Genomic DNA, 23,274 nt, shown 5'->3' with positions numbered 1-23,274 from the left:
CCTCAACCCTCCTTGACCAGGCCGAGGCCTTCTACCACTTCGCGCGCGGCGTTGTAGTAGCGGACATAGCCGGTGCAGCGGCAGATGTGGTTGCCCAGGGCGTGCTCGATCTCCCCTTCCAGTTCGCTGCGCTTGACCGGCTGGCGCTGGAGCTTTTCCACCAGCACGGTGGCGGCGTTGACGTAGCCGGGGGTGCAGTAGCTGCACTGGAAGGCGAACTGGTCGATGAACTTCTGCTGGATCGGGTTCAGCTCGGTGACTTCGCCCTTGGCGTCACGCTTGGCGTGGCCTTCAATGGTGCGCACCTTCTTGCCGTCGAAGAAGTGCGCGCCGGTGATGCAGGTGCGGATTTCCTCGCTGGTGCCGTCCGGCTTGTCGAGGATCGCCACGCAAGCGTGGCAGATGCCCTGGCCGCAGCCCAGACGCGAGCCGGTGAGGTTCAGGTGTTCGTGGAGGAACTCGATCATCATCAGGTCGTCGTCCACGGTGAAGGGACCGACGGCCTGGCCGTTGAGGGTCATGCTCAGGGCGCGCTTAGCCATGGAGGGCCTCCTTGATGCGGGCCGGGGTCAGGGGAAGGTCGCGCAGACGCTTGCCGGTGGCGTGGGCCACGGCGTTCACGATGGCGCCGACCACGGGGATCATCACCACTTCGGCGATGCCCTTGGCCGGGTCGCTGGGCGACAGCGGCGGAAGGATTTCAGCGGTCTGTGTCCAGACTGCGCAGTCCTTGGCGCGCGGCAGTTGGTAACGGTTGAAGTTCCAGGTGCCCTCACCGGGCCCGCCCTCGTACAGCGGCATTTCTTCCAGCAGCGCGTGGCCAATGCCCATGGCGATGCCGCCTTCGAGCTGGCCGCGCACCAGTTCCGGGACGATGACCCGACCGCACTCCAGCCAGGAGTGGTGATTGATCACCCGTGCCTCGCCGCTGCCCTTGTTCACCTTCACCTCGACCAGGGTGGCGACCGGGCTGTAGTAGGTGACCATGGCGTTGTTCAACTGGGTCGGTGGATAGGTGATGGCGGTGCGATCCAGCAGGTGGAAGCCGTGGCTGGTCATCTTCGCCTTCTTCTCCTTGGACGCGCCGTCACCGTACTTCACGGCCACGGCGTCCAGCGGGAAGGTGTCGCGCTTGCCGTCGATCTCGAACTCGCCCTCGGCCCAGGCCCAACGGTTGAAACCATGGACGCTGACGCCGGTGACCAGGCCCAGTTCATGGGCCTTGTGCGCCAGCAGCTCGAAGGGAATCGGCGGCAGGCCGTTAGCGGTGAGTTTGCCTTCCACCCAGTTGGCGTCCTCACGACGCACCACGTAGGGGTTGGCCATACCGCCGAACTCGCCACGGCCCCAGATGGCTAATGCCGCCGGCCACAGGCCGTGGTTGAAGAGGATGCGCGCCGCTTCGCGGGTGCCGTGGCCGGAGTAATAGGCCGAGTTGGTCGCGGAGGACGGCGAGGCGAACTTGCCGACCCAGCGCGGGTTCTTCAGTGCGGCATCCTGCTCGGCCTGGCTGATCAGGTAGGGGTTGCCGCTGGTGGTCAGGGCCAGTTCGGACCATTCAGTGACGCCGGTGCGGATCTCGTGCGCCGGGCGACCCAGATAGTCGGCGACCAGCAAGGCCTGGGAAGTGGCCATGCCGGTGCCCATGTCGATGGCGATCTGACGCAGCGTCACACGGCCGTCGGCAGTGAACTCCACGCTCGCCATCGGCGCTTCTGAGCCGGTCCCGAAGTCCTTCTGGCAGATGGCGAAGCCGACGCCGTAGTAGTTGTCCGGGTCCTTCGCCTCTTCCTCGCGCTTGCGCGCATCGCGGTTCTTCCAGACGTCGTGCTGGGCGGCCTTGTCGAGGATTTCCTCCAGGCGCAGGGCGCCGGCGGGAATCGCGCCCTGGGTGTTCTTCATGCCGGACTTGAAGACGTTCTTGCGGCGCAGCTCGATGGGGTCGACGCCCAGGCGCTGGGCCACCTCGTCCACCATCATTTCGGTGGCGGCCATGGTCTGCAGGGTGCCGTAGCCACGCATGGAGCCGGCTTCGACGCCACGGGAGTGGTAGGCGGTGGCGGCCAGGTCGCTCTGCGGCAGGTAGTAGATCGACTGCGCGGCGGTGGCACCCACGGCAGCTACCGAGGGGCTGTAGTTGATGCGTCCGCCACCGTCGACGTCCATGTGGGCGCGGAAGATCTGGAACGACAGGTCGTCCTTCTTCACCGCTAGTTGGTAGTGCATGTCGAAGGGGTGGCGCTTGATGCCGCTCTGGAACTGCTCGTAGCGGTCATTGGCCAGGCGCACCGGCACGCCGTCGCCGTAGATGGCGGCCAGGGCGGCGTAGAAGACGAAGATGTTGTTGTCCTTGGAGCCGTAACCCACGGTGTAGCCGGGGTGCATGTTCAGCTTCGTGACCTTGAAGCGGGACGGCGCCAGCATGTGCGCGGTCTGCTCGGCCACTTCGAACGGGCACTGAGTGGCCACGACGAAATGCAGGGTGCCGGTGGCCGGGTCGTACCAGCCGTTGCCGTTGTCCGCTTCCAGGGCAGCCGGTTCGATGGACTGGGTCTTGAAGCGCTCGTCGAAGACCATCCAGCCTTCCGGCGGATTGGCCAATTTCGATTGCATCTGCTCGGCGTGGTAGATGCCCTGGGCAGTCAGGTCGCCTGCCGGGTTGCCGGCGCCCCAGGTGGGTTTGCGCTCGCGGATCAGCGGGAACAGCATGCTGTCCTTCAGGCTGGAGAAGGTATCCGGCTCGAACGCCGAGGCACCGCCCACGCGCACGAAGCGGAAACTGCCGTAGGGGTCGCGCTGGTACAGCGGAGCCTTGTCGCCGTAGCGCACCACCTTTTCGTTGAACTTGAGGATGTTCTTCGCGCGGCGATAGCGGTCGAAATCCTTCCAGATCAGCAGCGCGACCGGGTGACCGATGAACATCGGCACCTGGCCTTCCGGCAGGAAGGGGTCCGGGCTGTGGCCTTCGGGGAAGGCAATGCCGTCGCGCGCGAGATCGGCGGCGGTCACCACGCGATCCGGTTTCAGCTCATCACCCAGCATCGACAGGTCGAAGCCCTGGTACAGGTGGTCGGCACGGGTGGCCTTGAGCAGCAGCGCATGGCCTTGCTGCTGCGGCCAGCCGGGCATGTCCTTGGCGCGGATATCACGGGCGAACACCTTCCCGCCGCAGACTTTGCTGACGCCGTCGATCCGTCCACGGGCCTGGCCGCCAGCGGTGTACCAGGGCTCAGGAGTGCGGGTGACCTGCTCTTCGAACAGCGCGGCGAAGGCCTTGCTGCCCAATGGAGCGAGGGTGATGCCGATACCGGCGACGACGCTGCCTTGCAGGAAGGCGCGGCGGGATAACTCAGGAGTGGACATGCCCGTTCCTCATCGACCGGCGTTGGCCGGCGCTTTTCTTTGTGCAAAACACGGTTGTCGGCCCTTCAAGAGAGAAGGGTCGTCGATATGAGAGTAGTCGGAGGGATGAACCTGACTTGAAAGTCAAATTCTAGCGAAATCACTGACAGAGACAAAGGGGGAATCTGTCTCTTTGGTCAGAATTTTCCAAGGCGACGCGCTGATCGAACGCTTTGTTCGGTAAATGCAACCGCATGTTTCGGGCGCCGTGCTAGGCTGCGCCATCGATAGCAGCCTAAGCATTTTCGGATATGTCCCAGGCACTCCTCCTACGTCATCACCGCCCCTTCCTGGCCTTCTGGTTCGCGCGCGTCTGCACGGCAAGCGGCTTCCAGATGATCACCGTCGCCATCGGCTGGCACATCTACGAGCTCACCGGCAACGTGCTCGACCTGGGCCTGGTTGGACTGGTGGAGTTCCTGCCGCGCGTGTTGTTCATGCTGCACACCGGGCATGTGGCCGACCGCTTCGACCGTCGCCGCGTCGCCGCCATCTGCCAGGTTCTCCAGGCCCTGGTAGCCGGTGCGCTGGTCTTCGCCAGCGCCACCGACAGTGCCAGCCGCGAGCTGATCTTCCTCATGGCTTTCGTCCTCGGCGCCGCACGCGCCTTCGAGATGCCGGCCACCCAGGCGCTGCTGCCCAACGTGGTGCCCAAGGAACTCTTCCCCCGTGCGGTGGCCGCCTCGGCTTCGGCCATGCAGGCCGCGACCATCGTCGCGCCGGCGCTCGGCGGCTTGCTCTACGCCTTCGGCAGCCTCTGGGTCTACGGACTGACGACAGCCCTTTATATAGCCGCCTGCTTCCTGATGCTGGGCCTCTCCAGCAGCCAGCAACAGGCCAACAAGGCCCCGGCCAATCTGGAGAACCTGCTGGCGGGCATCCGTTTCATCCGCAGCCGCCCGGATATCCTCGGCGCCATCTCCCTGGACCTCTTCGCCGTGCTGCTGGGTGGCGCCACCGCCCTGCTTCCGGTGTTCGCCAAGGACATCCTGCTCACCGGTCCCTGGGGCCTGGGCCTGCTGCGCTCGGCGCCGGCGGTCGGCGCCTTGCTGATGTCCTTCTGGCTGGCGCGCTTCCCCATCGAGCGCAATGTCGGCCGGATCATGTTCACCTCGGTGGGCATATTCGGCGTGGCCACCATCGCCTTCGGCCTGTCGACGTCCTTCTGGTTCTCCCTCGCCGTGTTAGCGGTGCTCGGCGCGGCAGACATGATCAGCATGGTGATCCGCGGCGCCTTCGTGCAGCTGCATACCCCGGACGAGATGCGCGGCCGGGTCAGTGCGGTGAACGGGCTGTTCATCGGCGCTTCCAACCAGTTGGGCGAGTTCGAGTCCGGCGTCACCGCCGCCTGGTTCGGCACGGTTCCGGCAGTGGTCATGGGCGGCGTCGGCACGCTGATCGTGACCGGGCTGTGGATGAAGCTGTTCCCTAGCCTGGCCAAGCGGGACAAGCTGCACTGAGCCCATCCCGGGTGCGTTTCCTTGTGGGGGCGAATTCATTCGCTATGGGCAGCGCAGCTGCCCCCCTCAACATCCGTCGAGCAGGACTTCGTCCTGCCTAGCGATTGAAATCGCCCCCACAAGAGCTACCTCATCCCGATCAAGGCACCAACATCGCCTTGGCGATTTCGTTGCGCTTGGCCTTGCCGCACAGCTGCTCAACCAGCGTCAGGGCGAAGGCCAGGGCGGTGCCGGGGCCTTGGCTGGTGATGCAGTTGCCATCCACCACCACCGGCTGGTCGACGAAGGTGCAGCCGGACAGACGGTCACTGAAGCTCGGGTAGCAGGTCATGCGCCGCTGGCGCAGTACGCCGAACGGCTGCAGGGCCATGGCCGGGGCAGCGCAGATGGCGGCGAAGAACCGGCCTGCCTTCGCCTGCTCGCGGACCTTTTCGCCCAGCGGCTCGTGCTCGCCCAGGCGCTGCGCGCCCGGCATGCCGCCGGGGAGCACGATCAGGTCGAAATCTTGCGCCAGTACGTCGAGCAACATGGTGTCGGCGGTCAGGCGGGTGCCACGGGCAAGGGTAATCATGCGCCGGGTTTCGATGCTGGCCACCACCGTCTTGATGTCGGCGCGCCGCAGCACGTCGATGAGCGTCACGGTCTCCAGGTCCTCCACGCCTTCGGCAACGGCGATCAGGGCCTGGAGTTGAGGTTGGGTATGCATGGCATTCTCCTGTTCCCGGAAACCGAAGCTGTCCGTCCGGTCATAAATTCACCGCTCCCGGGTGAGCTGGTATGATGCGCGCCTTTTTTCAGACTGGCAGAGAAAAGTCCATGGCGCCCGCGTGTGCCGTGCATTTGTGCTTTGCTGTTCGCCAGCTGAATGACAACGACGCAATGCGTCACGGGGAGCCCACACATGCTGGAAAAGCTATTCCAACTCAAGGCGCACAACACCAATGTGCGCACTGAGATCCTGGCCGGTCTGACGACCTTCCTGACGATGGCCTACATCCTCTTCGTCAACCCGGCCATCCTCGGCGAGACCGGCATGGACAAGGGCGCGGTGTTCGTCGCCACCTGCCTGGCCGCGGCCATCGGCTCGACCGTCATGGGGCTGATCGCCAACTACCCCATCGCCCTGGCTCCCGGCATGGGGCTGAACGCCTTCTTCACCTACACCGTGGTGCTGCAGATGGGGCACACCTGGCAGGTGGCCCTGGGCGCGGTGTTCCTCTCCGCCTGCATGTTCTTCCTGTTGTCGATCTTCAAGATCCGCGAATGGATCATCAACAGCATCCCGCTGGAGCTGCGCTCGGCCATCGCCGCCGGCATCGGCCTGTTCCTCGGCCTGATCGCCCTGCAGAAAGCAGGCATCGTCACCGCCCACCCGGTGACCATGGTGACAGTCGGAGACCTGACCAAGCCCGAGCCGATCCTCGCCGTGCTCGGCTTCTTCCTGATCGTCGCCCTCGAAGCCCGCAAGGTGACCGGCGCCGTGCTGATCGGCATCCTCGCCGTGACCATCGCCGGCATCGCGCTGGGCGTGTCCCAGTTCGGCGGCATCTTCTCCATGCCGCCGTCGCTGGCGCCCACCTTCCTCCAGCTGGACATCGCCGGTGCCCTGGAAATCGGCCTGGTGAGCGTGATCTTCGCCTTCCTCTTCGTCGACCTGTTCGACAACTCCGGCACCCTCATCGCCGTGGCCAAGAAGGCCGGCCTGATGCGCGCCGACGGCTACATGCCGAAGATGGGTCGCGCGCTGATCGCCGACTCCACCGCGGCCATGGGCGGCTCGCTGCTGGGTACCTCCACCACCACCAGCTACATCGAATCCGCAGCGGGCGTGAGCGCCGGCGGTCGTACCGGCCTCACCGCCCTGACGGTGGCGGTACTCTTCCTGCTGGCACTGTTCCTCTCGCCGCTGGCCGGCAGCGTTCCGGCCTTCGCCACCGCGCCGGCGCTGTTCTTCGTTGCCGTGCTGATGGCCTCGGGCCTGGCCGAAATCGACTGGGACGACCTGACTACCGCCGCGCCGGTCCTGATCACCACCCTGGCGATGCCGTTCACCTATTCCATCGCCGACGGCATCGCCTTCGGCTTCATTGCCTGGGCCGCGATCAAGACCCTGGCTGGCCGCTACAAGGAACTCAGCCCAGCGCTGGTGATCCTCGCCGTGCTTTTCGTTATCAAGATGGGTTTCTTCCACTGATGAGTCGTCCCCAGTTCGACCCGGCGGCCTACACCGCCCAACTCAACGAGAAGACGCAGCGCCTGAAGGCGCTGTTGGCGCCCTTCGACGCCCCGGAACCGGAAGTCTTCGAATCCCCCCGCGAACACTACCGCCTGCGCGCCGAGTTCCGCCTGTGGCGCGAAACCGGCAACGAGACTCGCCACTACGCGATGTTCGAAGCCGGCGACAAGTTCACTCCGATCCTGATCGAGGACTTCCCCATCGCCAGCCGCCGCATCAACGAGTTGATGCCGCGCCTCAAGGCGGGTTGGCAGGCGAGCCAGGTGCTGTCGTTCAAGCTGTTCCAGGTGGAGTTCCTCACCACCCTGGCCGGCGATGCGCTGATCACCCTCTGCTACCACCGTCCGCTGGACGAGGCCTGGAAAGTCGAAGCCGAAAAGCTCGCCGCTGACCTTGGCGTGAGCCTGGTGGGCCGTTCCAAGGGCAAGCGCATCGTCATCGGCCGCGACTATGTCGAGGAAGAACTGACCGTCGCTGGCCGCGTGTTCCGCTATCGCCAGCCGGAAGGTGCCTTCACCCAGCCCAATGGCGAGGTGAACCAGAAGATGCTCGGCTGGGCCTTCGACGTGCTGGGCGAGCGCCAGGACGACCTGCTGGAGCTGTACTGCGGCAACGGCAACTTCACCCTGCCGCTGGCCACCCGCGTGCGCAAGGTGCTGGCCACCGAGATCAGCAAGACCTCGGTGAACGCCGCCCTGGCCAACCTGGCCGACAACGCTGTGGATAACGTCACCCTGGTGCGCCTGTCCGCCGAGGAACTGACCGAGGCGCTGAACGAGGTCCGCCCGTTCCGTCGCCTCGCCGGCATCGACCTCAAGGGCTATGAGTTCGGCAACGTCTTCGTCGATCCGCCGCGTGCCGGCATGGACCCGGACACCTGCGAACTGACCCGCCGCTTCGACCTCATCCTCTACATCTCCTGCAACCCGGAGACCCTGGCGGCGAACATCCAGCAGCTCAGCGACACTCACAAAGTGGTGCGCTGTGCCCTGTTCGACCAGTTCCCCTATACGCACCACATGGAGTCGGGTGTGTTGTTGGAGCGGCGCTCGTAGGTTGGGGTCCGGAGCGGAATCGAACACCCTCACCCCAACCCTCTCCCAGAGGGAGAGGGGGCGGTCCGTGCTGGGACTGACCGGCGTGAGTCACCCCTCTCCCCTTGGGAGAGGGGCCGGGGCGGGCCGCGTTCGGATGAGGGTAGCCAAGCCTCGCTCGGTGTTTCCGCCATCGTTGGGCTTCGCTGCGCTCTGCACCAACCTACAAAAGCGCTTGCCTACGAGAAGGCGCGCGCCAGATCGATCACCAGCGCCCGATAGCCCACACTACCCGGCTGGCGGCTGCTCACCTTGAGCTCCACCTGCACTTCCTGGGTGCCGTACTTCACTTCGTTGAGCACGGTGGTGGTGAGTTTTTCCGGAGTGAGGAAGCCCACCGAGGCCGAGTAGATGAACTGGGTGTCCTTGTCGGCGCGGTATTCGACTACCGAGGTCACCGGGCTGTACCACTCATCCCCGCGTTCCTTGCCGTATTCCCAGACCTGCTCGACCGTGCCCTTCACCTCGTCGATGCGGTACTCCACCGCGCGGCTGAAGTTGCCGGCCAGCTTGGTCGGCGCGAAGTTGCGGCCCCAGCCGTTGTCGAACACGCTCAGCGTGCCTTTGCCAGTGAGCCAGGCGGTGTGCTGGGTCCAGGACCAGTCGAAGCCTTCGGCATAGAGGCCGCCCTCCTCCGACAGCGCTTCACCCTTGGCATTCACCGGGGTCAGCACCTTGGACTTGAGGCGCTCCGGCCAGCCCTGCGGCGAGGCGAGAATCCATTTCACCTCTTTGTTGCGACCGATCTTCACCACGCCCTGGTGGCGGGCGGAGATGATGATGCTGTCGTCGCTCGCGTCGTAGTCGATGGCGTTGACGTGGGCCCAGTTGCGGCCAGTGCCGACGCCGGGTGTGTCGCCGAACGGCAGGTCGCCTTCGAGCAGCTCGTTGGCAGCGGTGCTGTCCTGCTTCTGCACACCTTCCGGTAGCTGGAGCGCGGCCTTGCCAAGGGTTTCCAGCAGTTCGCCGCGATAGGGGTCGAGGATCTGGTTGAGGTCCCAGAAGTCCAGTACATCGCCGGCTTCGTTGACTTCGATGATGTGGTCACGGATGGAGCGCACGCGCTTGCCGTCCGGGCGGCGGTAGTCGCTGGTGCCGACGCGCAGCAGGTAGGTGCCGTTGGGGGTTTCGCGGATCTCGTGGGAGAAGTCGGCGAACTTGTCCGGCAGGGCGCGTTGCCACACGCGGCGCCCCAGCAGATCGTACTTGGAATAGGTCTGGCCCTGGCCCCAGATCAGCTTGCCGTCGCGGGTCTGCTGGAAGCCCATGGTGCCGCCCAGGCCGTCCCGGCGACCAGAGTCGTGAATCTGCTCGATATCCAGGTACCAGCGCACGTCGCCGTTGCTGTCGGCAATCCAGTTGTTGCCCACCTGGTCCCACTCCGCGGCACCGCCCAGGGCGTTCCATTTGAAGGCGCGGCCGCCGGGAATCTCGCCGAGCAGGTGGTTGAACAGGTACAGACGGTGCTCGAAGCCGGGCGCCACCTTGATCGGTTCCACCAGCGGCAGCGCGGCGGTCTGGCTGGCCACCACCGGCAGGCGCACGGCCGGGGCGTAGACCTGATAGCGCTCGCGGATACGCTCGCCATCGAGCTTGTAGCTCACCTCCACCTGGTTGACGTGGTCCGGATAGAGGCCGAATACCGGGATGCCGCCGTAGTTCCAGAGGGAGCGGTCGGAGACTTCGTAGGCGATGTCCACGCCTCGCTCACCCTTGCCCAGCACGCGGACGTGGGCGGCGCTGATGGCCTGGCCGCCGTCGCGGATGATGGCGGTCAGGGGCGCCAGCTTGTAGGGGTTGACCACCACGTCGCCGAGCAGTGCGGTGCCGCGCTCGGGGACCTTGGCGGTGATGCAGGCGCCTTCGGGGATGGCTGGGGTTTCGGTTTTGGCGTTCATCGGGAAAGTCCTTTTTCAGGGCGAGGAGAGGTGTCGTTCTCGCTCTTATAAAGGCAATTTTTTATTTCTAAAAATTCGAAATAAAAATATTTATAGCTCTTTTTTGCATATCAGCCATCCAGCTTGCGCAGCGCGGCGAAGGCGAGGCCCGCCGACACCACCTCGAGCAGCAGCGCGTAGAGATTGAACGTCTGCCCCAGGCTGCCATCCAGCCAGAGGCCGCTGACCCGCCCCAGGGCCAGGGCGACATAGACCAGCACCAGCAGGTCCAGCGCGGCGCGCGCCAGTTGCAGGCGCAGTTGCGACAGCAGGAGGAACGCGGCAATGCCCAGCGGCAGGCAACCGTACCAGGCACGCACATCGGTGACCGCCGAAGGGTCCATCAGCAGCATGCCGCTGAGGCTCGCCATTTCTTCCGGTCGAATGAAGTAGGCCAGGCCGAAGACGGCAAGGATCAGGGCCTGCAGGCCCAACAGGACGCGGGTGAAGAGCATCGCCAGAGGTCTCGCAACGCGGTCAGAATTGAGCATAGGCGCTCGGGAATAGTCTGATACAGAGCCGTGCTTGGGGCCGCGAAGCGGCGGCGCTATGCTGCCTTTCTTTGTCTCCGGCCCGCCTGGCCGCAAGGAGTCCACATGCGTTCCCTCCTCCTGCTCACCACCCTCTTCGCCGGCATCGCCCAGGCCGCCGAGCCCATCACCATGGACGTCTACCGCGACCCCAATTGCGGTTGCTGCAAGGCCTGGATCAGCCATCTGCGGGATAACGGCATCCAGGTCCGTGATCACGAGGAAACCGACATGGCGGCGGTCAAAATGCGCGTCGGCGTGCCCTACCAGCTCGGCTCGTGCCATACCGGGGTAGTGGACGGCAAATTCGTCGAAGGCCATGTGCCGGCCAGCGATGTGCTCAAGCTGCGCGAGCGCCCCGACCTGCTCGGCGCCGCCGTACCCGGCATGCCCGTGGGTTCGCCCGGCATGGAAATGGGTGACAAGCAGGACGCCTACCAAGTGGTCGGCGTCGCCCAGGGTGGCAAGTTGAGCGTGCTCAGCGAGTATCCTGCTCGCTGAAGATCAGCATCTCGTCGACGGCCGCCTGATGCGGCCGTTTTCTTTTTCTGGAGCCTGAAATGGAATATTGGCAAGTCGATGTGTTCGCCCAACGGGTGCTGGCCGGCAACGGCCTGGCGGTTTTTCCTGATGCCAGCGGCCTCAGCGCCACGGCGATGCAGGAACTGACCCGCGAGCTGCGGCAGTTCGAATCCATCTTCCTCGCCCCCCTGGACGCCCCGAATGCCTTCTCCGCCCGGGTGTTCACCGTGGAAGAGGAACTGCCCTTCGCCGGTCACCCGATCCTCGGTGCCGCCGCCCTGTTGCATCACTTGCACGGCGGCAAGTCCGACGCAGACTGGTCGCTGCACCTGCCGGAGAAGCAGGTGCGCATTGCCACTCGCCGCCAGGGCAAGGGCTTCTACGCCGAGATGGATCAGGGGCCCGCGGCATTCGGCAAGGTGTTGGACGAAGCCACCGCCGATGCCTTCGCCGCCGCGTTTGGCAGCGAGCGCGACCGCCGCTATCCGGCCCAGGTGGTCAGCACCGGCCTGCCCTATCTGCTGTTGCCGGTGACCGTCGCTGGGCTGGCCGGAGCAAAACAGCGCGAACTCCTGGATGACGCCCTGGCCGGCATCGATGCGGCCTTCGTCTTCCTGATGGACGTCGACGCCCGCGAAGGCCGGACCTGGGACCCGCTGGGCGTGGTGGAAGACATTGCCACCGGCAGCGCCGCCGGTCCGGTTGCGGCCTGGCGCGTGGCCCAGGGCCTGGAGCCCGCCGACACGCCTTTTACCCTGGCCCAGGGACGCTTCCTTGGCCGTCCGAGCCGGCTTGACGTCTGCGTCACCGCAGCCGGCAATGCGCTGGTGGGTGGCGAGGTCCAGCTGCTGGCCCATGCCCGGTTGCTGCCCTCTCCCGGAGAGCTGGACTGACGACCGGGCTGGCGGTGACCGGAGTCAGCGTCAACACTGATTAACTCGCATACGAACGGAGAGCGATCATGCGCTGGCAACGTGCGCGACGCAGCGACAATGTGCAAGACGGCGGAAGCGCAGGTGGCGGTGGCATGCGCCTGGGCGGTGGCAAGGGGCTGGGTCTGGGCGGTATCGCCATTGTCGTGGTCGTGGCGCTGTTGATGGGTGAAGACCCGCTGCAGATCCTGGGGCAGATCACCCAGCAGAACGCTTCGGTCAATCCACAGCAACAATCGGCCAATCCCACCGGCACACCGGAGGAGCGCGAGTTCGTCCGCGCCATCCTCGGCGATACCGAAGACACCTGGCGCGCCATCTTCCAGTCCGCTGGTCGCCAGTACCAGGACCCGACGCTGGTGCTGTTCAACGGCGGCGTGCAATCGGCCTGCGGCTTCGCCTCATCGGCAGTCGGCCCCTTCTATTGCCCGGGGGACCGCAAGGTGTACCTGGACCTGGACTTCTTCGAGGAAATGGCCAGCCGCTTCCAGGCTGCCGGCGATTTCGCCCAGGCCTACGTCATCGCCCATGAAGTGGGTCACCACGTGCAGACCCTGCTGGGCGTGTCCGCCAAGGTCAACGCCGCCCGCCAACGCGGCGAAAAGGTCGAAGGCGACAACGGCCTGCTGGTACGCCAGGAACTCCAGGCCGATTGCCTGGCCGGCGTCTGGGCCTTCCATGCCCAGCAACGCCTGAACTGGCTGGAACCCGGCGACCTGGAAGAAGCCCTCAACGCCGCCAACGCCATCGGCGACGACCGCCTGCAACGCCAGGGCCGTGGCCAGGTGGTTCCCGACTCCTTCACCCATGGGACTTCGGAACAGCGGGTGCGCTGGTTCAAGATGGGGTTCGAGAAGGGCGAAGTGGGCAAGTGCGATACGTTTGCGACGGCAAGGCTTTAGCGGACTGTCATTTGCCCTCTCCCCCCGCCCTCTCCCGCAGGCGGGAGAGGGAGCCTGATCGGCGCGATCTGGTCATGACGCGCACGGACCGCCCCGCTCACGCAGCCGGGAGAGAGCCGGATCGGAGCGACCAAGTCATGACGCACACGGACCGCCCCCTCTCCCACGCGTGGGAGAGGGCTGGGGAGAGGGTCAGAGCTTACCGAGCGCACGTGCTATCACCTCAAGCACAGCGTCCGTATCTCCCAACACTTCGTGATTCCAGAAGCGCAACACCCGATAGCCCTGCTCTGACAGCCAGCGATCGCGTTCGCCATCCCGGTCAGCCTGTTCCTGATGCTGGCCACCATCCAGTTCAATCACCAGCCGCTGTTCCAGGCAAACGAAGTCGACTATGTAGCGACCCATTGGCTTCTGTCGTTTGAACTTGAGTCCGAAGAACCGATGTCCGCGCAGGTAGTACCAGAGGTGATGCTCGGCATCGGTCATGTTGCTGCGCAGTTCCCTGGCAAATTTCTTGAGTTCCATTGAGCCTCCTTGCTCGCAATCACCCGCCCCTTACTCCCTCACCATCCCCAACAACTCCCCACAATCCCGCGCAAACCAGTCGACCAGTTCCGGCCAGGGGTTTTCCGGCAGGTTCACCAACACCGTGCTCGTTCCCGCCGCGCGGCCGCTGTCGAGGTCGAAGCGGTAGTCGCCCACCATCACCAGCTCACGCGGCTCGACCTGCCAACGTTCGGCCAGGTGCAGAAGCCCGCCGGGATGCGGCTTGGGCGGGGCCTCGCCGCGGCCGAGGATGTCGTCAGTGGCGAAGCAGTCACCGAGTCCGATCGCCTGCAGGGTGAGGAGTGCCAGCTCGTGGGCGTTGCGGGTGAGGATGCCGAGGCGGCAGCCGCGCTGGTGCAGTTCGCGCACCAGTTCGATGGCGCCTTCGGCGGGTCGGGCGTTCAGGGCCAGTTCCCGCTCGTGCTCCAGCAACCAGGCGTGCTTGGCGGCGGCCTCGTCATCGGGCAGGGCCGCGAGGTGGTGGAGGATGTCGTCCTCCGGCGGGATGTCCAGGGCCACGCGGATGGCGGCGAAGTCATGCACGGCAATGGTCAGGGTGCCGTCCATGTCGAACACCCAATGGCGGTATCGCCCAAGCTGGGCGCTCGGAGCCGTCACTTCCAATCCTCGCGCACGCGAGTCAGGCCTTCCTGGGCCACCGAGGCGACCAACTGGCCGGCACGGTTGAAGATGCTGCCACGAGAGAAGCCGCGGGCATTGCCAGCCCAGGGACTGTCCATGGAATAGAGCAGCCAGTCGTCCGCGCGCAGGTCGCGGTGGAACCACAGGGCGTGGTCGAGGCTGGCCACCTGCATGAACTTCTGCCACACCGATACGCCATGGGGGAGCATGGACGTGGTCAGCAGGCCGAAGTCCGAGGCGTAGGCGAGGATGTACTTGTGGATCGCCGGGATGTCCGGGAGGCTGCCGTCGGCGCGGAACCAGACGTACTTGATCGGCTCCCCCGGACGCGGGCTGAAGGGGTTTTCCGCACTGACCGGGCGAATCTCGATGGGTTTGGCGCAGAGCAGCTTGTCGCGTATCCGCTCGGACAGCAGGTGAGCATTCTGGCGCGCGAGCTCCTGCTCACTGGGCAGGTTTTCCGGCCCCGGCACATCGGGCATGGTGATCTGATGGTCGAAGCCGCCTTCATCCTGCTGGAAGGAGGCACTGCAGGTGAAGATCTGCTGGCCCTTCTGGATAGCGGTGACCCGGCGAGTGCTGAAGCTGCCGCCGTCGCGCACCCGCTCGACCGAGTAGACCACCGGCAGGGTGGCGTCGCCGGGGCGCAGGAAGTAGCCGTGCAGGGAATGCACATGGCGCTCGGACTCCACCGTCTGGCTGGCGGCGGAAAGGGACTGGCCGAGAACCTGGCCACCGAACAGCTGGCGGAAACCGAGGTCCTGGCTGACACCACGAAACAGGTTTTCTTCGATGGATTCGAGGCTCAGCAGCGCGACCAGCTCGTCGAGCACCTGGGTCATGGAATTCTCCTCTGCAAGGCTGCCGCCCTGGTCATGGCCGGGGCGGTCGTCGTAGTTCGGGATAGGCCGGCAGCGTCGTCAGGCGCTCGTCCCACAGCGCTCGGCCAATGGTGAAATGGTAAAGGCTTTGCCAGCGACTGTCGGCCATTTCCAGCAATTCATGTACCGAATCATCGAAGTAGCAACCGATGCCGGTTCCCGACAACCCGGCGGCCTCGGCCTCCAGGTAAAGCATCTGCCCGATCTGCCCACATTCCCAATAGAGCCGCGGATAGCGCCAGGCGCCCTGTTCCAGGGCAGCGTCGAATCGGGCGAGCATGGCCAGGGCAACGCAACCGTCGGAAGCGATGTCCTGGCCGCAGGAGAGAAAGCCCGCCAGGCCACGGGCGTCCCCTTCCAGCAGGCGGTACAGCGGCAGCTCGTCGCTGACCCGCTCCCAGGCGAAATCCTCGCGCATGCCAGTCGCCAGTTCCGCCTCCGCGGCTGCACCGCGTGCCAGCCAATAAAGGCCGGGCGCCATGCCCTGGACACGATGGACGAACAGCAGCAGATCGACCCGCGCTTCACCGAGGCTGGCGAAGGGGACCGGCGAGTTCGCCGGCATGAGGCGACGCAGCCAGGCCAGCAGCAGATCCGCCTGGATGCCACTGCGGCCGTCCAGGGATTGGGCACTGCGCCGGCGGTGCAACAGCGGACGCAGGGGCAGACCGGGGTTATCCACAAGCGCGGTGGCCGTGGTGGCCGGCCATTCGGCCAGGGGCAAGCGCGGTGCGCGGCACAGGCCATGGACCCGCTCCAGCTCCGGCCATTGGCGCTGCTCGCGGGACAGCCGGTTGGCCGTGCCCTGCAGCTCAAGTGCGGCCAGGCCCTCCAGCAGCGACGACGGCAAGGCGAACTCGTGCGCCTGGATCGGCCCGACCCACAGCAAGGCATCGGCGAACTCGGGTTCGATGAAGCCGGGACGATCCAACCCCAGCAGGCCGTCCAGAGTCTCTTCGGCAACGCCGGCCATGACCCGCACCTGCCAGCCCAATGCCGATGCGGCAATCGCCAGTGCAGCCAGCGCGTGTCCCAGGTCGTGCTGGCAATAGCGGTAGGCGCGCTCGCCGTACTTCCAGGCTTCGCGCCAGGGAATACTGGCGAGCGCCAGCAGGAAGCCGCCGGGCGGCAACGCTGCCGACAGTTGCGCGCCCAACGGCGCTGGCAGGTCGGCGCGGACTTCAAGGGCATGGGCATCCGGCGCGTAATGCGCCAGCACGCCGCCCTCCTCCACCGCACCCGGCGGCAGCAGCAAGTAGGCCTCGGTGGGGTGCAGGTTGCCCGAGGATGGATTGACCCGAAGTGCCCACTTGCTGGCCCCGGCTTCCTTCCACGCGGAAACCGCCAGGCTGTCGTAGAGCAGTTGGGAAATGCTGTCGCGGCTCAGCGGTGCAGGCTCGCCGACTGGAGCGGCGAACACCGCATCGTAGGGCGGGGTTTCCTCCAGCGGGCGATGCCAGAGTTCGAGCAAGCGCGCGCCACTGTAGCGACGGAAAGGCGCCGGCTGGGTCGCCCAGTCCAGTTGCCCCGGCCCCGGCGCGAAGCGATCAGGGCGATGCTTGCTGAGTTCGTGATAGCCGCGTACCGCGTCGTTCATTGCAACGCTTCCCACTCGGCGCGTCCCAGGCGATAGAGCACATGCGGGCGCAGTGGGTGTCCTTCAGGCAGGAGCGGGTGTTCGAAGTCGCCCTCGGGGTCGTGTTGCATCCCGATGCGATCCATCACCGCCCGCGAGCGCAGGTTGGCCGGCACGGTGAAGGCCACCACCTCCGTCAGTTGAAGCGGTTCGAAGGCGAAAGCCAGGGTCGCCTGCGCCGCCTCACTGGCCAGGCCTTGACCCCAGAAGCGCCGCATCATCCGCCAGCCGATCTCCACCGCCGGCGTGAAGTGTGCTTCGAAGTTCACGTTCTGCAGGCCGAGCACGCCGACGAAGGCGCCATCGCCGCGATGCTCGACGACCCACTGGCCGAAGCCATGGTCGCGGAAATGGGCGCGGATGCGTGCCGCCAGGTCATCGCTCTGTCCGCGGGTCATGCAGGCGGGGAAGTGGTGCATCACCTCCGGGTCGGCATTCAGGGCGGCAAAGGCCGGCAGGTCGTCGTCGCGCCAGCCGCGCAGACGCAGTCGTGGAGTGATGAGTTCGATCGGATGCACGGGCGCGTCTCTTGAGGTGGGCTCGAAGGCCCAATCATACTGCCGTGCGTACCGCCCCGAGTGCCTATCGATGTTCCTGCCGCTGGTCTATCACGACGACTACAGCCCGCCCTTCCCGGCGGAGCACCGCTTCCCCATGGAAAAGTTCCGCCTGCTCTACGAGCACCTGCTGGAGAGCGGCCTGACCACCGACGAGCGCCTGCACCGGCCGGAGATCTGCCCGCCCGAGGTGCTGGCCCTGGCCCATTGCCCGGCGTACATCCAGCGCTTCCTCGACGGCGACCTCGGCCGCGACGAACAGCGCCGTCTCGGTCTGCCCTGGAGCGAACCGCTGGCGCGTCGCACCGTGCGTGCGGTGGGCGGCTCGCTGCTGACCGCCGACCTGGCCCTGAAGCACGGCCTTGCCTGCCACCTGGCCGGCGGCACCCATCACGCCCACTTCGACCATGCGGCGGGCTTCTGTATCTTCAACGACCTGGCGGTGATCAGCCGTTACCTGCTGGAAGCCGGCAGCGTGCAGCGGGTGCTGATCTTCGACTGCGACGTGCACCAGGGCGATGGCACCGCGCGGCTGCTGGCCGATACGCCCGAGGCCATCACCGTTTCCCTGCATTGCGAAAAGAACTTCCCCGCACGCAAGGCCGATAGCGATTGGGACATCCCCCTGCCCATGGGCATGGGCGACGCCGATTACCTCCAGGTGGTGGAGGACGCGCTGAACTATCTGTTGCCGCTGTACCAGCCGGACATCGTGCTCTACGACGCGGGCGTCGACGTGCACAAGGACGATGCGCTCGGCTACCTGCAACTGACCGATGCCGGCGTGGCCGAGCGTGATGAACGGGTGATCCGCCATTGCCTCGGGCGGGATATCCCGGTGCTGGGCGTAATCGGTGGCGGTTACAGCAAGGACCGCGCGGCCCTGGCAAGGCGGCATGGCATCCTGCACCACAGCGCCGACAAGGTGTGGCGGGAGCTGGGGTTGGGGCGCTGAGCAATGTGCCTTTCCTGTGGGAGCGATTTCAATCGCTGAGCAGGCCATAGACCTGCCCGGTAGATTTCCTCGGGGCAGCTTCGCCGCCCATCGCGAATGAATTCGCCCCCACAACATGCCGTGTCCAGCCGAGCGGCGTGCATTAGAATGCGCCCTCCCCCATTTCCCGCTTCGACTCATTCCCATGAACGACTCCTCCCCCTTCGTCGCCGTCATCGGCGGCGGCCCCGCGGGCCTGATGGCCGCCGAAGTCCTGGCCCAGGGCGGCGCGCGGGTGGAGTTGTTCGATGCCATGCCGTCGGTAGGACGCAAGTTCCTGCTGGCCGGCGTGGGCGGGATGAACATCACCCACTCTGAACCCAAGGCGCCCTTCGTCGCACGCTACGGCGCGCGACGCGAAGAAGTGGCCGCGCTGCTGGACGGCTTTGGCGCCGAAGAGCTACGTAGCTGGATTCACGACCTGGGCATCGAGACCTTCGTCGGCAGTTCGGGCCGGGTCTTCCCCACCGACATGAAGGCCGCTCCGCTGTTGCGCGCCTGGCTCAAGCGCCTGCGCGAGCAGGGCGTGGTCATCCATACCCGCAGCCGCTGGCTGGGCTGGACCGACGACGGCGCCCTGCGCATCGCTACGCCGGATGGCGAGAAAGCCGTCGACGCCGATGCCTGCCTGCTCGCCCTGGGTGGCGGTAGCTGGGCGCGGCTGGGGTCGGATGGGGCGTGGGTTCCCCTGCTGGAGTCGCGCGGCATTGCTGTCGCGCCGTTGCAGCCGTCCAACTGCGGCTTCGAAGTGGGCGGCTGGAGCCCGCTGCTCAAGGAGAAATTCTCCGGGGCGCCGATCAAGCCGGTGGCGATCCGCCTGGACGACGAACCCGCACGCCAGGGCGAATTCGTGCTCACCGCCTACGGCGTCGAAGGCAGCCTGATCTACGCCTTCTCCGCCGCCATCCGTGAACGGATCAACGCCAAGGGCAGTACCACCGTCCATCTGGACCTGCTGCCCGGCCAGCCTGTGGAAAAGATTGCCAAGGCCCTGGCCCGTCCACGCGGGTCGCGCTCCATGGCCAAGCACCTGCACAGCCAGCTGGGCATCGATGGCGCCCGCGCCGGTCTTTTGCGGGAGCTGTCGGCCAAGGACGACTTCCTCGACCCCTTGCGACTTGCGGCGACGCTCAAGGCGCTGCCACTGACGCTGGTGCGGGCGCGTCCGCTGGACGAGGCCATCAGTACCGCCGGTGGAGTGCCGTTCGCGTCGATGGATGACGGATTGATGCTCAAGCGCCTGCCGGGTGTGTTCTGCGCAGGGGAAATGCTCGACTGGGAAGCGCCTACCGGCGGCTACCTGCTCACAGCCTGCTTCGCCAGTGGTCGAGTCGCCGCGCAAGGCGTATTGCGCTGGCTATCGCGCCCGGGTGCACTGGAGTAGCATCGCTCGCCAGGCCCCGTCAGAGGGCCACCTGCCACCGTGATGGCTCGTTTTCCAGCCACTGTCATGGAACACCCAATGAGCACACTGGACACCATCGAGATCAAGGCCTTCGTTCCGGCGAAGGATTACGCACAGAGCAAGGATTTCTACCGCGAACTCGGCTTCGAAATGTGCAGTACTTCGGACGAGGTCAGCTACTTCCGATACGGCCACAATGCCTTCCTCCTGCAGAACTTCTACACCAAGGAGTTTGCGGAGAACCTGATGATGCATTTGCAGGTGAAGGACGTTGAAGCCTGGTGGCAGCACGTGCAAGCCTCGGGCGTGATCGAGCGCTACGGCCTGCGGGTGGTGCCCCCCCAGGATCAGCCCTGGCGGATGCGCGATTTTGTCCTCATCGACCCCAGCGGCGTCCTTTGGCGCATCGGACAGAACATCTGATCGGAAGCTGGCCGCGAGGTGCCGGTTGGCACGCGGCCAGCGTCTATGCTTGCCCTGAGCCCAGCTTTCTTCATGCGGTGCCCCCAAGGTGATCCCCCTCCTCGTCTGCGACGACTCGATGATGGCGCGCAAGCAGTTGATTCGCGCGCTGCCGCTGGATTGGCCGGTGCATATCACCCAGGCCAGCAACGGTGAAGAAGCGCTTGAAGCCATCCGCCACGGTCATGGCCAGGTGGTCCTGCTGGACCTGACCATGCCGGTGCTGGATGGCTATCAGGTCCTCAGCCGGATTCGCGCAGAAGGCCTGAAATCCAGGGTGGTGGTCGTATCTGGTGATATCCAGGAAGAAGCCCAGCGCCGCGTCCACGATCTCGGCGCCCTGGCTTTCATCCGCAAGCCGGCCGACCCAGACGAATTGCGCGAGACCCTGATCCGCCTCGGCCTGTTGCGCCCGGCGCCGTCCACCAGCCCGGTCACCGGGGTGCCCGGACGCCACGATCCGGACCTGCGGGTGAACTTCCGCGACGCCCTGCGCGAGGTCAGCAACGTTGCCATGGGCCGCGCCGCCGCCCTGCTCGCACGCGTGCTCGGGGTGTTCGTGCAACTGCCGGTGCCCAACGTCAATTTGTTCGAAGTCAGTGAACTGCACATGGCCCTGGCCGATGCCCAGCGCGGCGAGCGGTTGTCGGCGGTGTGCCAGGGCTTCATCGGGGAATCCATCGCCGGCGAGGCGCTGCTGCTGTTCCACGACGCAGAGAGTGCCGAAGTGGCGCGCCTGCTTGGCTGGCAGCCACAAGGCGAGCACGACGAGGCGGAGATGCAACTCGACCTCGCGAGCATCCTGATCGGCGCCTGCCTGGCCGGCATCGCCGAGCAGATCGACGTGCGTTTCTCCCAGGGCCATCCGCAACTGCTCGGCCGGCACAGCTCCATCGAGCGACTGTTCCAGCTCAACAACCGGCGCTGGCGCAAGACGCTGGCAGTGGAGATCAGCTACGCCATCGAAGATCACAACCTGCACTTCGACCTGCTGCTGCTCTTCACCGAGACCTCCATCGCGCGCCTGACCCAGAAGATCCACTACCTGATGGACTGATCCATGCCGGCACAGATCGATTTCAAGGAACTCCACTGGCTGCTCGACATCGTCCAGTGCCTGGACGTCGGCGTGGTGGTCCTGGACCGCCAGTACCGCGTCGAGGTATGGAACAGCTTCATGGAGAACCACTCGGGCCTCGGCCCCGACCGGGTACACGGCAAGAACATTTTCGAGCTGTTCCCGGAGATCGAACGCAACTGGCTACGGCGCAAGGTGGACAGCGTGCTGCAACTCGGCACCCGCGCCTTCAGCCTGTGGGAACAGCGGCCTTACCTGATCCGTTTCGAGAATTACCGGCCGATCACTGGTGAAGAAGATTTCATGTACCAGAACCTCACCATCCTGCCGCTGGCTGCCGCAGGTGGAAAGGTGGAGCGCGTATGCCTGCTGATCACCGACATGACCGAGGTGGCGCGACTGAAACGGCAGTTGGCGGAGACGAGTCGTCCGCGTTTTTTGTAGGCACTGCGTATATTGTGGGAGCGATTTCAATCGCGATGCAGGCCGCAGGCCTGCCCTGCCCAGGGGGCGCAGAGCGCCCCATTCGCGAATGAATTCGCTCCCACACCGATTTCACCCCCAACGTTTCCCTATTTGATGTACCACCCCCACCGCTCCTGGCTTCTGTACTCGGTGACCTGTTTCACCTCCAGGTAGTTGTCCAACCCCCAGCGGCCCAGTTCGCGGCCGATACCGCTCTGCTTCATGCCGCCCCAGGGCGCCTGGCTGAAGGTCGGCTGCGAGCAGTTGACCCAGACGATGCCAGCGCGCAGGCCGTTGGCCACCCGCGCGGCGCGGTCGAGGTCGGCGCTCATCACCGCGGCGGCCAGGCCGAAGCGGCTGTCGTTGGCCATGCGCAGGGCGTCGGCCTCGGTCTTGAAGCGTTTTACGCACAGCACCGGGCCGAAGATTTCCTCACGCCAGATACGGCTGTTGTCCGCCGGCTCGTCGAACACCGCCGGCTCGACGAAGTAGCCATGGGACAGATGCATAGGGCGCTTGCCGCCGGTGAGCAGGCTAGCTTCCTGGCGGCCCTGTTCGATCATGCCCATGACCTTCTGATACTGCCCGGCGCTGACCAGCGGCCCGAGCAGCACGCCGCGCTCCAGGCCCGGGCCGATGGTGATGCGCCGCGTCTCGTCGACCAGGCGCTCGATCAGCCGGTTGGCGACACCCTCCTGCACCAGCAGGCGCGAGGTCGCGCTGCACACCTGCCCCTGGTTCCAGAAGATGCCGAACATGATCCATTCCACGGCGGCTTCCACATCGGCGTCATCGAAGACGATGAAGGCCGACTTGCCGCCCAGCTCCAGGCTGATGTTCTTGATGTCGGCCGCCGCCGCCGACATGATCTTCGCCCCCGTCGGCACGCTACCGGTGAAGGCCAGCTTATCCACGCCGGGGTGCTGGCTGAGCGGGCCGCCCGCCTCACTGCCCAGTCCTGTCACCACGTTGAGCACGCCGGAAGGCAGGCCGATACGCTCGGCGGCGCCGGCCAGTTCGAGGGCGGTCAGCGGCGTCAGTTCCGATGGTTTGAGCACGCAGGTGGCGCCTGCCGCAAGGGCCGGGGCGACCTTCCAGGACGCCATCAGCAGAGGGTAGTTCCAGGGGATGATCTGCCCCGCCACCCCCACCGGCTCGTGGCGGATGCGGCAGCTGAAGCGATCATCCGGCAGTGCCAGCGGCTCGTCCTGGCGACTGTCCAGTTCCCGCGCCAGCTCGGCGTAGTAGCGGAAGCAGCCGATGGCGTCGGCGATGTCCCATTGCGCCTCCGGGAGGGGTTTGCCGTTGTCACGCACTTCCAGCACCGCCAAGGCATCCTGGCGACTCTCCAGCTCGTTGGCCAGGGCCTCCAGCCAGCCGGCGCGCTCGGCCCCGCTGCTCTGGCCCCAGCCACGGTTGAAGGCCTGGCGGGCAGCATGCACGGCGTGGTCGATGTCTTCCTCGGTGGCCGCCGGCACCCGCTGGATCAGGTCGCCGCTGCTGGGGTCCAGCACTTCGAAATAGCCGCCCAGGTCGGGACGGACCCATTGCCCGTTGATGTACAACTGGTCACGCATGGCTCTGCTCCAT

At 65.7% G+C, this 23,274-nt stretch carries 22 protein-coding genes; 11 read left to right on the top strand and 11 right to left on the bottom strand.

The annotated features are described in order from the left end of the window. Positions 1-2: 2 nt before the first annotated feature. Together DM872_RS20135 and DM872_RS20130 are read right to left on the bottom strand one after the other, a co-directional pair. Entirely contained in the window at positions 3-542 is a 540-nt protein-coding gene (locus DM872_RS20135; protein WP_077525137.1) for a (2Fe-2S)-binding protein, read from the bottom strand. Beyond that, positions 535-3,363, bottom strand: a complete 2,829-nt coding sequence (locus tag DM872_RS20130) for a xanthine dehydrogenase family protein molybdopterin-binding subunit (RefSeq protein WP_179061121.1) — start codon at positions 3,361-3,363, stop codon at positions 535-537. Before DM872_RS20130 ends, DM872_RS20135 begins: the two co-directional genes overlap by 8 nt. A 290-nt stretch (positions 3,364-3,653) precedes the next feature. Between DM872_RS20130 and DM872_RS20125 the strand changes: the two genes are divergently transcribed. Continuing rightward, entirely contained in the window at positions 3,654-4,862 is a 1,209-nt protein-coding gene (locus DM872_RS20125; RefSeq protein WP_179061120.1) for an MFS transporter, read from the top strand. Positions 4,863-5,001: 139 nt separating this feature from the next. On the opposite strand, the gene DM872_RS20120 is transcribed toward DM872_RS20125, so the two are convergent. After that, positions 5,002-5,568, bottom strand: a complete 567-nt coding sequence (locus DM872_RS20120) for a DJ-1 family glyoxalase III (protein ID WP_179061119.1) — start codon at positions 5,566-5,568, stop codon at positions 5,002-5,004. Positions 5,569-5,763: 195 nt separating this feature from the next. Between DM872_RS20120 and DM872_RS20115 the strand changes: the two genes are divergently transcribed. Together DM872_RS20115 and trmA are read left to right on the top strand one after the other, a co-directional pair. After that, on the top strand, positions 5,764-7,056 hold the full coding sequence (locus tag DM872_RS20115; protein ID WP_179061118.1) for an NCS2 family permease: 1,293 nt from the start codon (positions 5,764-5,766) through the stop codon (positions 7,054-7,056). Beyond that, on the top strand, positions 7,056-8,153 hold the full coding sequence (gene trmA, locus DM872_RS20110; protein WP_179061117.1) for a tRNA (uridine(54)-C5)-methyltransferase TrmA: 1,098 nt from the start codon (positions 7,056-7,058) through the stop codon (positions 8,151-8,153). The genes DM872_RS20115 and trmA overlap by 1 nt, the downstream gene beginning before the upstream one ends. Positions 8,154-8,371: 218 nt before the next feature. Here the strand turns inward: trmA and DM872_RS20105 are convergent, their stop codons facing one another. Further along, positions 8,372-10,090 carry an aryl-sulfate sulfotransferase gene (locus DM872_RS20105; RefSeq protein WP_179061116.1) on the bottom strand — a complete coding sequence of 573 codons (1,719 nt, stop codon included), beginning with the start codon at positions 10,088-10,090 and terminating at the stop codon, positions 8,372-8,374. Positions 10,091-10,200: 110 nt separating this feature from the next. Next, a complete protein-coding gene (locus DM872_RS20100) occupies positions 10,201-10,584 on the bottom strand; it encodes a DUF4345 domain-containing protein (protein WP_179061217.1) in 384 nt (127 codons plus the stop codon). A 141-nt stretch (positions 10,585-10,725) separates the two neighbouring features. Between DM872_RS20100 and DM872_RS20095 the strand changes: the two genes are divergently transcribed. The 3 genes from DM872_RS20095 (at position 10,726) to ypfJ (ending at position 13,015) form a co-directional block, all read left to right on the top strand. Beyond that, the gene (locus DM872_RS20095; protein ID WP_179061115.1) at positions 10,726-11,160 is read left to right on the top strand and encodes a DUF411 domain-containing protein; all 435 of its coding nucleotides are present in this window, start codon (positions 10,726-10,728) and stop codon (positions 11,158-11,160) included. A 59-nt stretch (positions 11,161-11,219) separates the two neighbouring features. After that, positions 11,220-12,074, top strand: coding sequence for a PhzF family phenazine biosynthesis protein (locus DM872_RS20090; protein ID WP_179061114.1), 855 nt, complete (start codon positions 11,220-11,222; stop codon positions 12,072-12,074). Positions 12,075-12,142: 68 nt separating this feature from the next. Beyond that, positions 12,143-13,015 (top strand): KPN_02809 family neutral zinc metallopeptidase, encoded by an 873-nt coding sequence (ypfJ, locus tag DM872_RS20085; RefSeq protein ID WP_077525150.1) that lies wholly within the window; start codon positions 12,143-12,145, stop codon positions 13,013-13,015. Positions 13,016-13,207: 192 nt separating this feature from the next. Here ypfJ and DM872_RS20080 read toward each other — a convergent pair whose 3' ends face one another. From DM872_RS20080 to DM872_RS20060, 5 genes are read right to left on the bottom strand one after another with little or no spacing between them, the layout of a single operon-like run. Continuing rightward, the gene (locus tag DM872_RS20080; protein ID WP_179061113.1) at positions 13,208-13,543 is read right to left on the bottom strand and encodes an endonuclease domain-containing protein; all 336 of its coding nucleotides are present in this window, start codon (positions 13,541-13,543) and stop codon (positions 13,208-13,210) included. 30 nt (positions 13,544-13,573) lie between these two features. Continuing rightward, positions 13,574-14,182, bottom strand: a complete 609-nt coding sequence (locus tag DM872_RS20075; RefSeq protein ID WP_373273727.1) for an HAD family hydrolase — start codon at positions 14,180-14,182, stop codon at positions 13,574-13,576. After that, the gene (gene tesB, locus DM872_RS20070) at positions 14,179-15,048 is read right to left on the bottom strand and encodes an acyl-CoA thioesterase II (protein WP_179061112.1); all 870 of its coding nucleotides are present in this window, start codon (positions 15,046-15,048) and stop codon (positions 14,179-14,181) included. Before tesB ends, DM872_RS20075 begins: the two co-directional genes overlap by 4 nt. A gap of 31 nt (positions 15,049-15,079) precedes the next feature. Continuing rightward, entirely contained in the window at positions 15,080-16,684 is a 1,605-nt protein-coding gene (locus tag DM872_RS20065) for a nitroreductase family protein (RefSeq protein WP_179061111.1), read from the bottom strand. Further along, a complete protein-coding gene (locus DM872_RS20060; RefSeq protein WP_179061110.1) occupies positions 16,681-17,241 on the bottom strand; it encodes a GNAT family N-acetyltransferase in 561 nt (186 codons plus the stop codon). Before DM872_RS20060 ends, DM872_RS20065 begins: the two co-directional genes overlap by 4 nt. 70 nt (positions 17,242-17,311) lie before the next feature. On the opposite strand from DM872_RS20060, the gene DM872_RS20055 reads away from it, so the two are divergent. The 5 genes from DM872_RS20055 to DM872_RS20035 all read left to right on the top strand — a co-directional run bounded on the left by DM872_RS20055 (position 17,312) and on the right by DM872_RS20035 (position 21,663). After that, on the top strand, positions 17,312-18,235 hold the full coding sequence (locus DM872_RS20055) for a histone deacetylase family protein (RefSeq protein ID WP_179061109.1): 924 nt from the start codon (positions 17,312-17,314) through the stop codon (positions 18,233-18,235). A 184-nt stretch (positions 18,236-18,419) separates the two neighbouring features. Further along, complete coding sequence (locus DM872_RS20050) at positions 18,420-19,658, top strand: TIGR03862 family flavoprotein (protein WP_179061108.1); 1,239 nt, start codon at positions 18,420-18,422, stop codon at positions 19,656-19,658. A 78-nt stretch (positions 19,659-19,736) separates the two neighbouring features. Next, complete coding sequence (locus tag DM872_RS20045; RefSeq protein ID WP_179061107.1) at positions 19,737-20,102, top strand: VOC family protein; 366 nt, start codon at positions 19,737-19,739, stop codon at positions 20,100-20,102. A gap of 121 nt (positions 20,103-20,223) precedes the next feature. Next, positions 20,224-21,198, top strand: a complete 975-nt coding sequence (locus DM872_RS20040; RefSeq protein WP_373273728.1) for a response regulator — start codon at positions 20,224-20,226, stop codon at positions 21,196-21,198. Between the two features lie 3 nt (positions 21,199-21,201). Beyond that, on the top strand, positions 21,202-21,663 hold the full coding sequence (locus tag DM872_RS20035) for a PAS domain-containing protein (RefSeq protein ID WP_077525159.1): 462 nt from the start codon (positions 21,202-21,204) through the stop codon (positions 21,661-21,663). A 128-nt stretch (positions 21,664-21,791) separates the two neighbouring features. On the opposite strand, the gene DM872_RS20030 is transcribed toward DM872_RS20035, so the two are convergent. Continuing rightward, on the bottom strand, positions 21,792-23,261 hold the full coding sequence (locus DM872_RS20030) for an aldehyde dehydrogenase family protein (RefSeq protein WP_179061105.1): 1,470 nt from the start codon (positions 23,259-23,261) through the stop codon (positions 21,792-21,794). Positions 23,262-23,274: the final 13 nt, after the last annotated feature.

Origin of the sequence: Pseudomonas taiwanensis, assembly GCF_013393345.1 — a bacterium.
GTDB lineage: Bacteria > Pseudomonadota > Gammaproteobacteria > Pseudomonadales > Pseudomonadaceae > Metapseudomonas > Metapseudomonas resinovorans_C.
Note: the sequence above shows the minus strand (reverse complement) of the source record. Positions and strands in the feature narration are given on the sequence as shown.

Bases quoted from the DNA above. Each gene is read 5' to 3' on its own strand.
- DM872_RS20135 (WP_077525137.1), bottom strand. From the start codon at position 542: ATGGCTAAGCGCGCCCTGAGCATGACCCTCAACGGCCAGGCCGTCGGT.
- DM872_RS20130 (WP_179061121.1), bottom strand. From the start codon at position 3,363: ATGTCCACTCCTGAGTTATCCCGCCGCGCCTTCCTGCAAGGCAGCGTC.
- DM872_RS20125 (WP_179061120.1), top strand. From the start codon at position 3,654: ATGTCCCAGGCACTCCTCCTACGTCATCACCGCCCCTTCCTGGCCTTC.
- DM872_RS20120 (WP_179061119.1), bottom strand. From the start codon at position 5,568: ATGCATACCCAACCTCAACTCCAGGCCCTGATCGCCGTTGCCGAAGGC.
- DM872_RS20115 (WP_179061118.1), top strand. From the start codon at position 5,764: ATGCTGGAAAAGCTATTCCAACTCAAGGCGCACAACACCAATGTGCGC.
- trmA (WP_179061117.1), top strand. From the start codon at position 7,056: ATGAGTCGTCCCCAGTTCGACCCGGCGGCCTACACCGCCCAACTCAAC.
- DM872_RS20105 (WP_179061116.1), bottom strand. From the start codon at position 10,090: ATGAACGCCAAAACCGAAACCCCAGCCATCCCCGAAGGCGCCTGCATC.
- DM872_RS20100 (WP_179061217.1), bottom strand. From the start codon at position 10,584: ATGCTCTTCACCCGCGTCCTGTTGGGCCTGCAGGCCCTGATCCTTGCC.
- DM872_RS20095 (WP_179061115.1), top strand. From the start codon at position 10,726: ATGCGTTCCCTCCTCCTGCTCACCACCCTCTTCGCCGGCATCGCCCAG.
- DM872_RS20090 (WP_179061114.1), top strand. From the start codon at position 11,220: ATGGAATATTGGCAAGTCGATGTGTTCGCCCAACGGGTGCTGGCCGGC.
- ypfJ (WP_077525150.1), top strand. From the start codon at position 12,143: ATGCGCTGGCAACGTGCGCGACGCAGCGACAATGTGCAAGACGGCGGA.
- DM872_RS20080 (WP_179061113.1), bottom strand. From the start codon at position 13,543: ATGGAACTCAAGAAATTTGCCAGGGAACTGCGCAGCAACATGACCGAT.
- tesB (WP_179061112.1), bottom strand. From the start codon at position 15,048: ATGACCCAGGTGCTCGACGAGCTGGTCGCGCTGCTGAGCCTCGAATCC.
- DM872_RS20065 (WP_179061111.1), bottom strand. From the start codon at position 16,684: ATGAACGACGCGGTACGCGGCTATCACGAACTCAGCAAGCATCGCCCT.
- DM872_RS20055 (WP_179061109.1), top strand. From the start codon at position 17,312: ATGTTCCTGCCGCTGGTCTATCACGACGACTACAGCCCGCCCTTCCCG.
- DM872_RS20050 (WP_179061108.1), top strand. From the start codon at position 18,420: ATGAACGACTCCTCCCCCTTCGTCGCCGTCATCGGCGGCGGCCCCGCG.
- DM872_RS20045 (WP_179061107.1), top strand. From the start codon at position 19,737: ATGAGCACACTGGACACCATCGAGATCAAGGCCTTCGTTCCGGCGAAG.
- DM872_RS20040 (WP_373273728.1), top strand. From the start codon at position 20,224: ATGGCGCGCAAGCAGTTGATTCGCGCGCTGCCGCTGGATTGGCCGGTG.
- DM872_RS20035 (WP_077525159.1), top strand. From the start codon at position 21,202: ATGCCGGCACAGATCGATTTCAAGGAACTCCACTGGCTGCTCGACATC.
- DM872_RS20030 (WP_179061105.1), bottom strand. From the start codon at position 23,261: ATGCGTGACCAGTTGTACATCAACGGGCAATGGGTCCGTCCCGACCTG.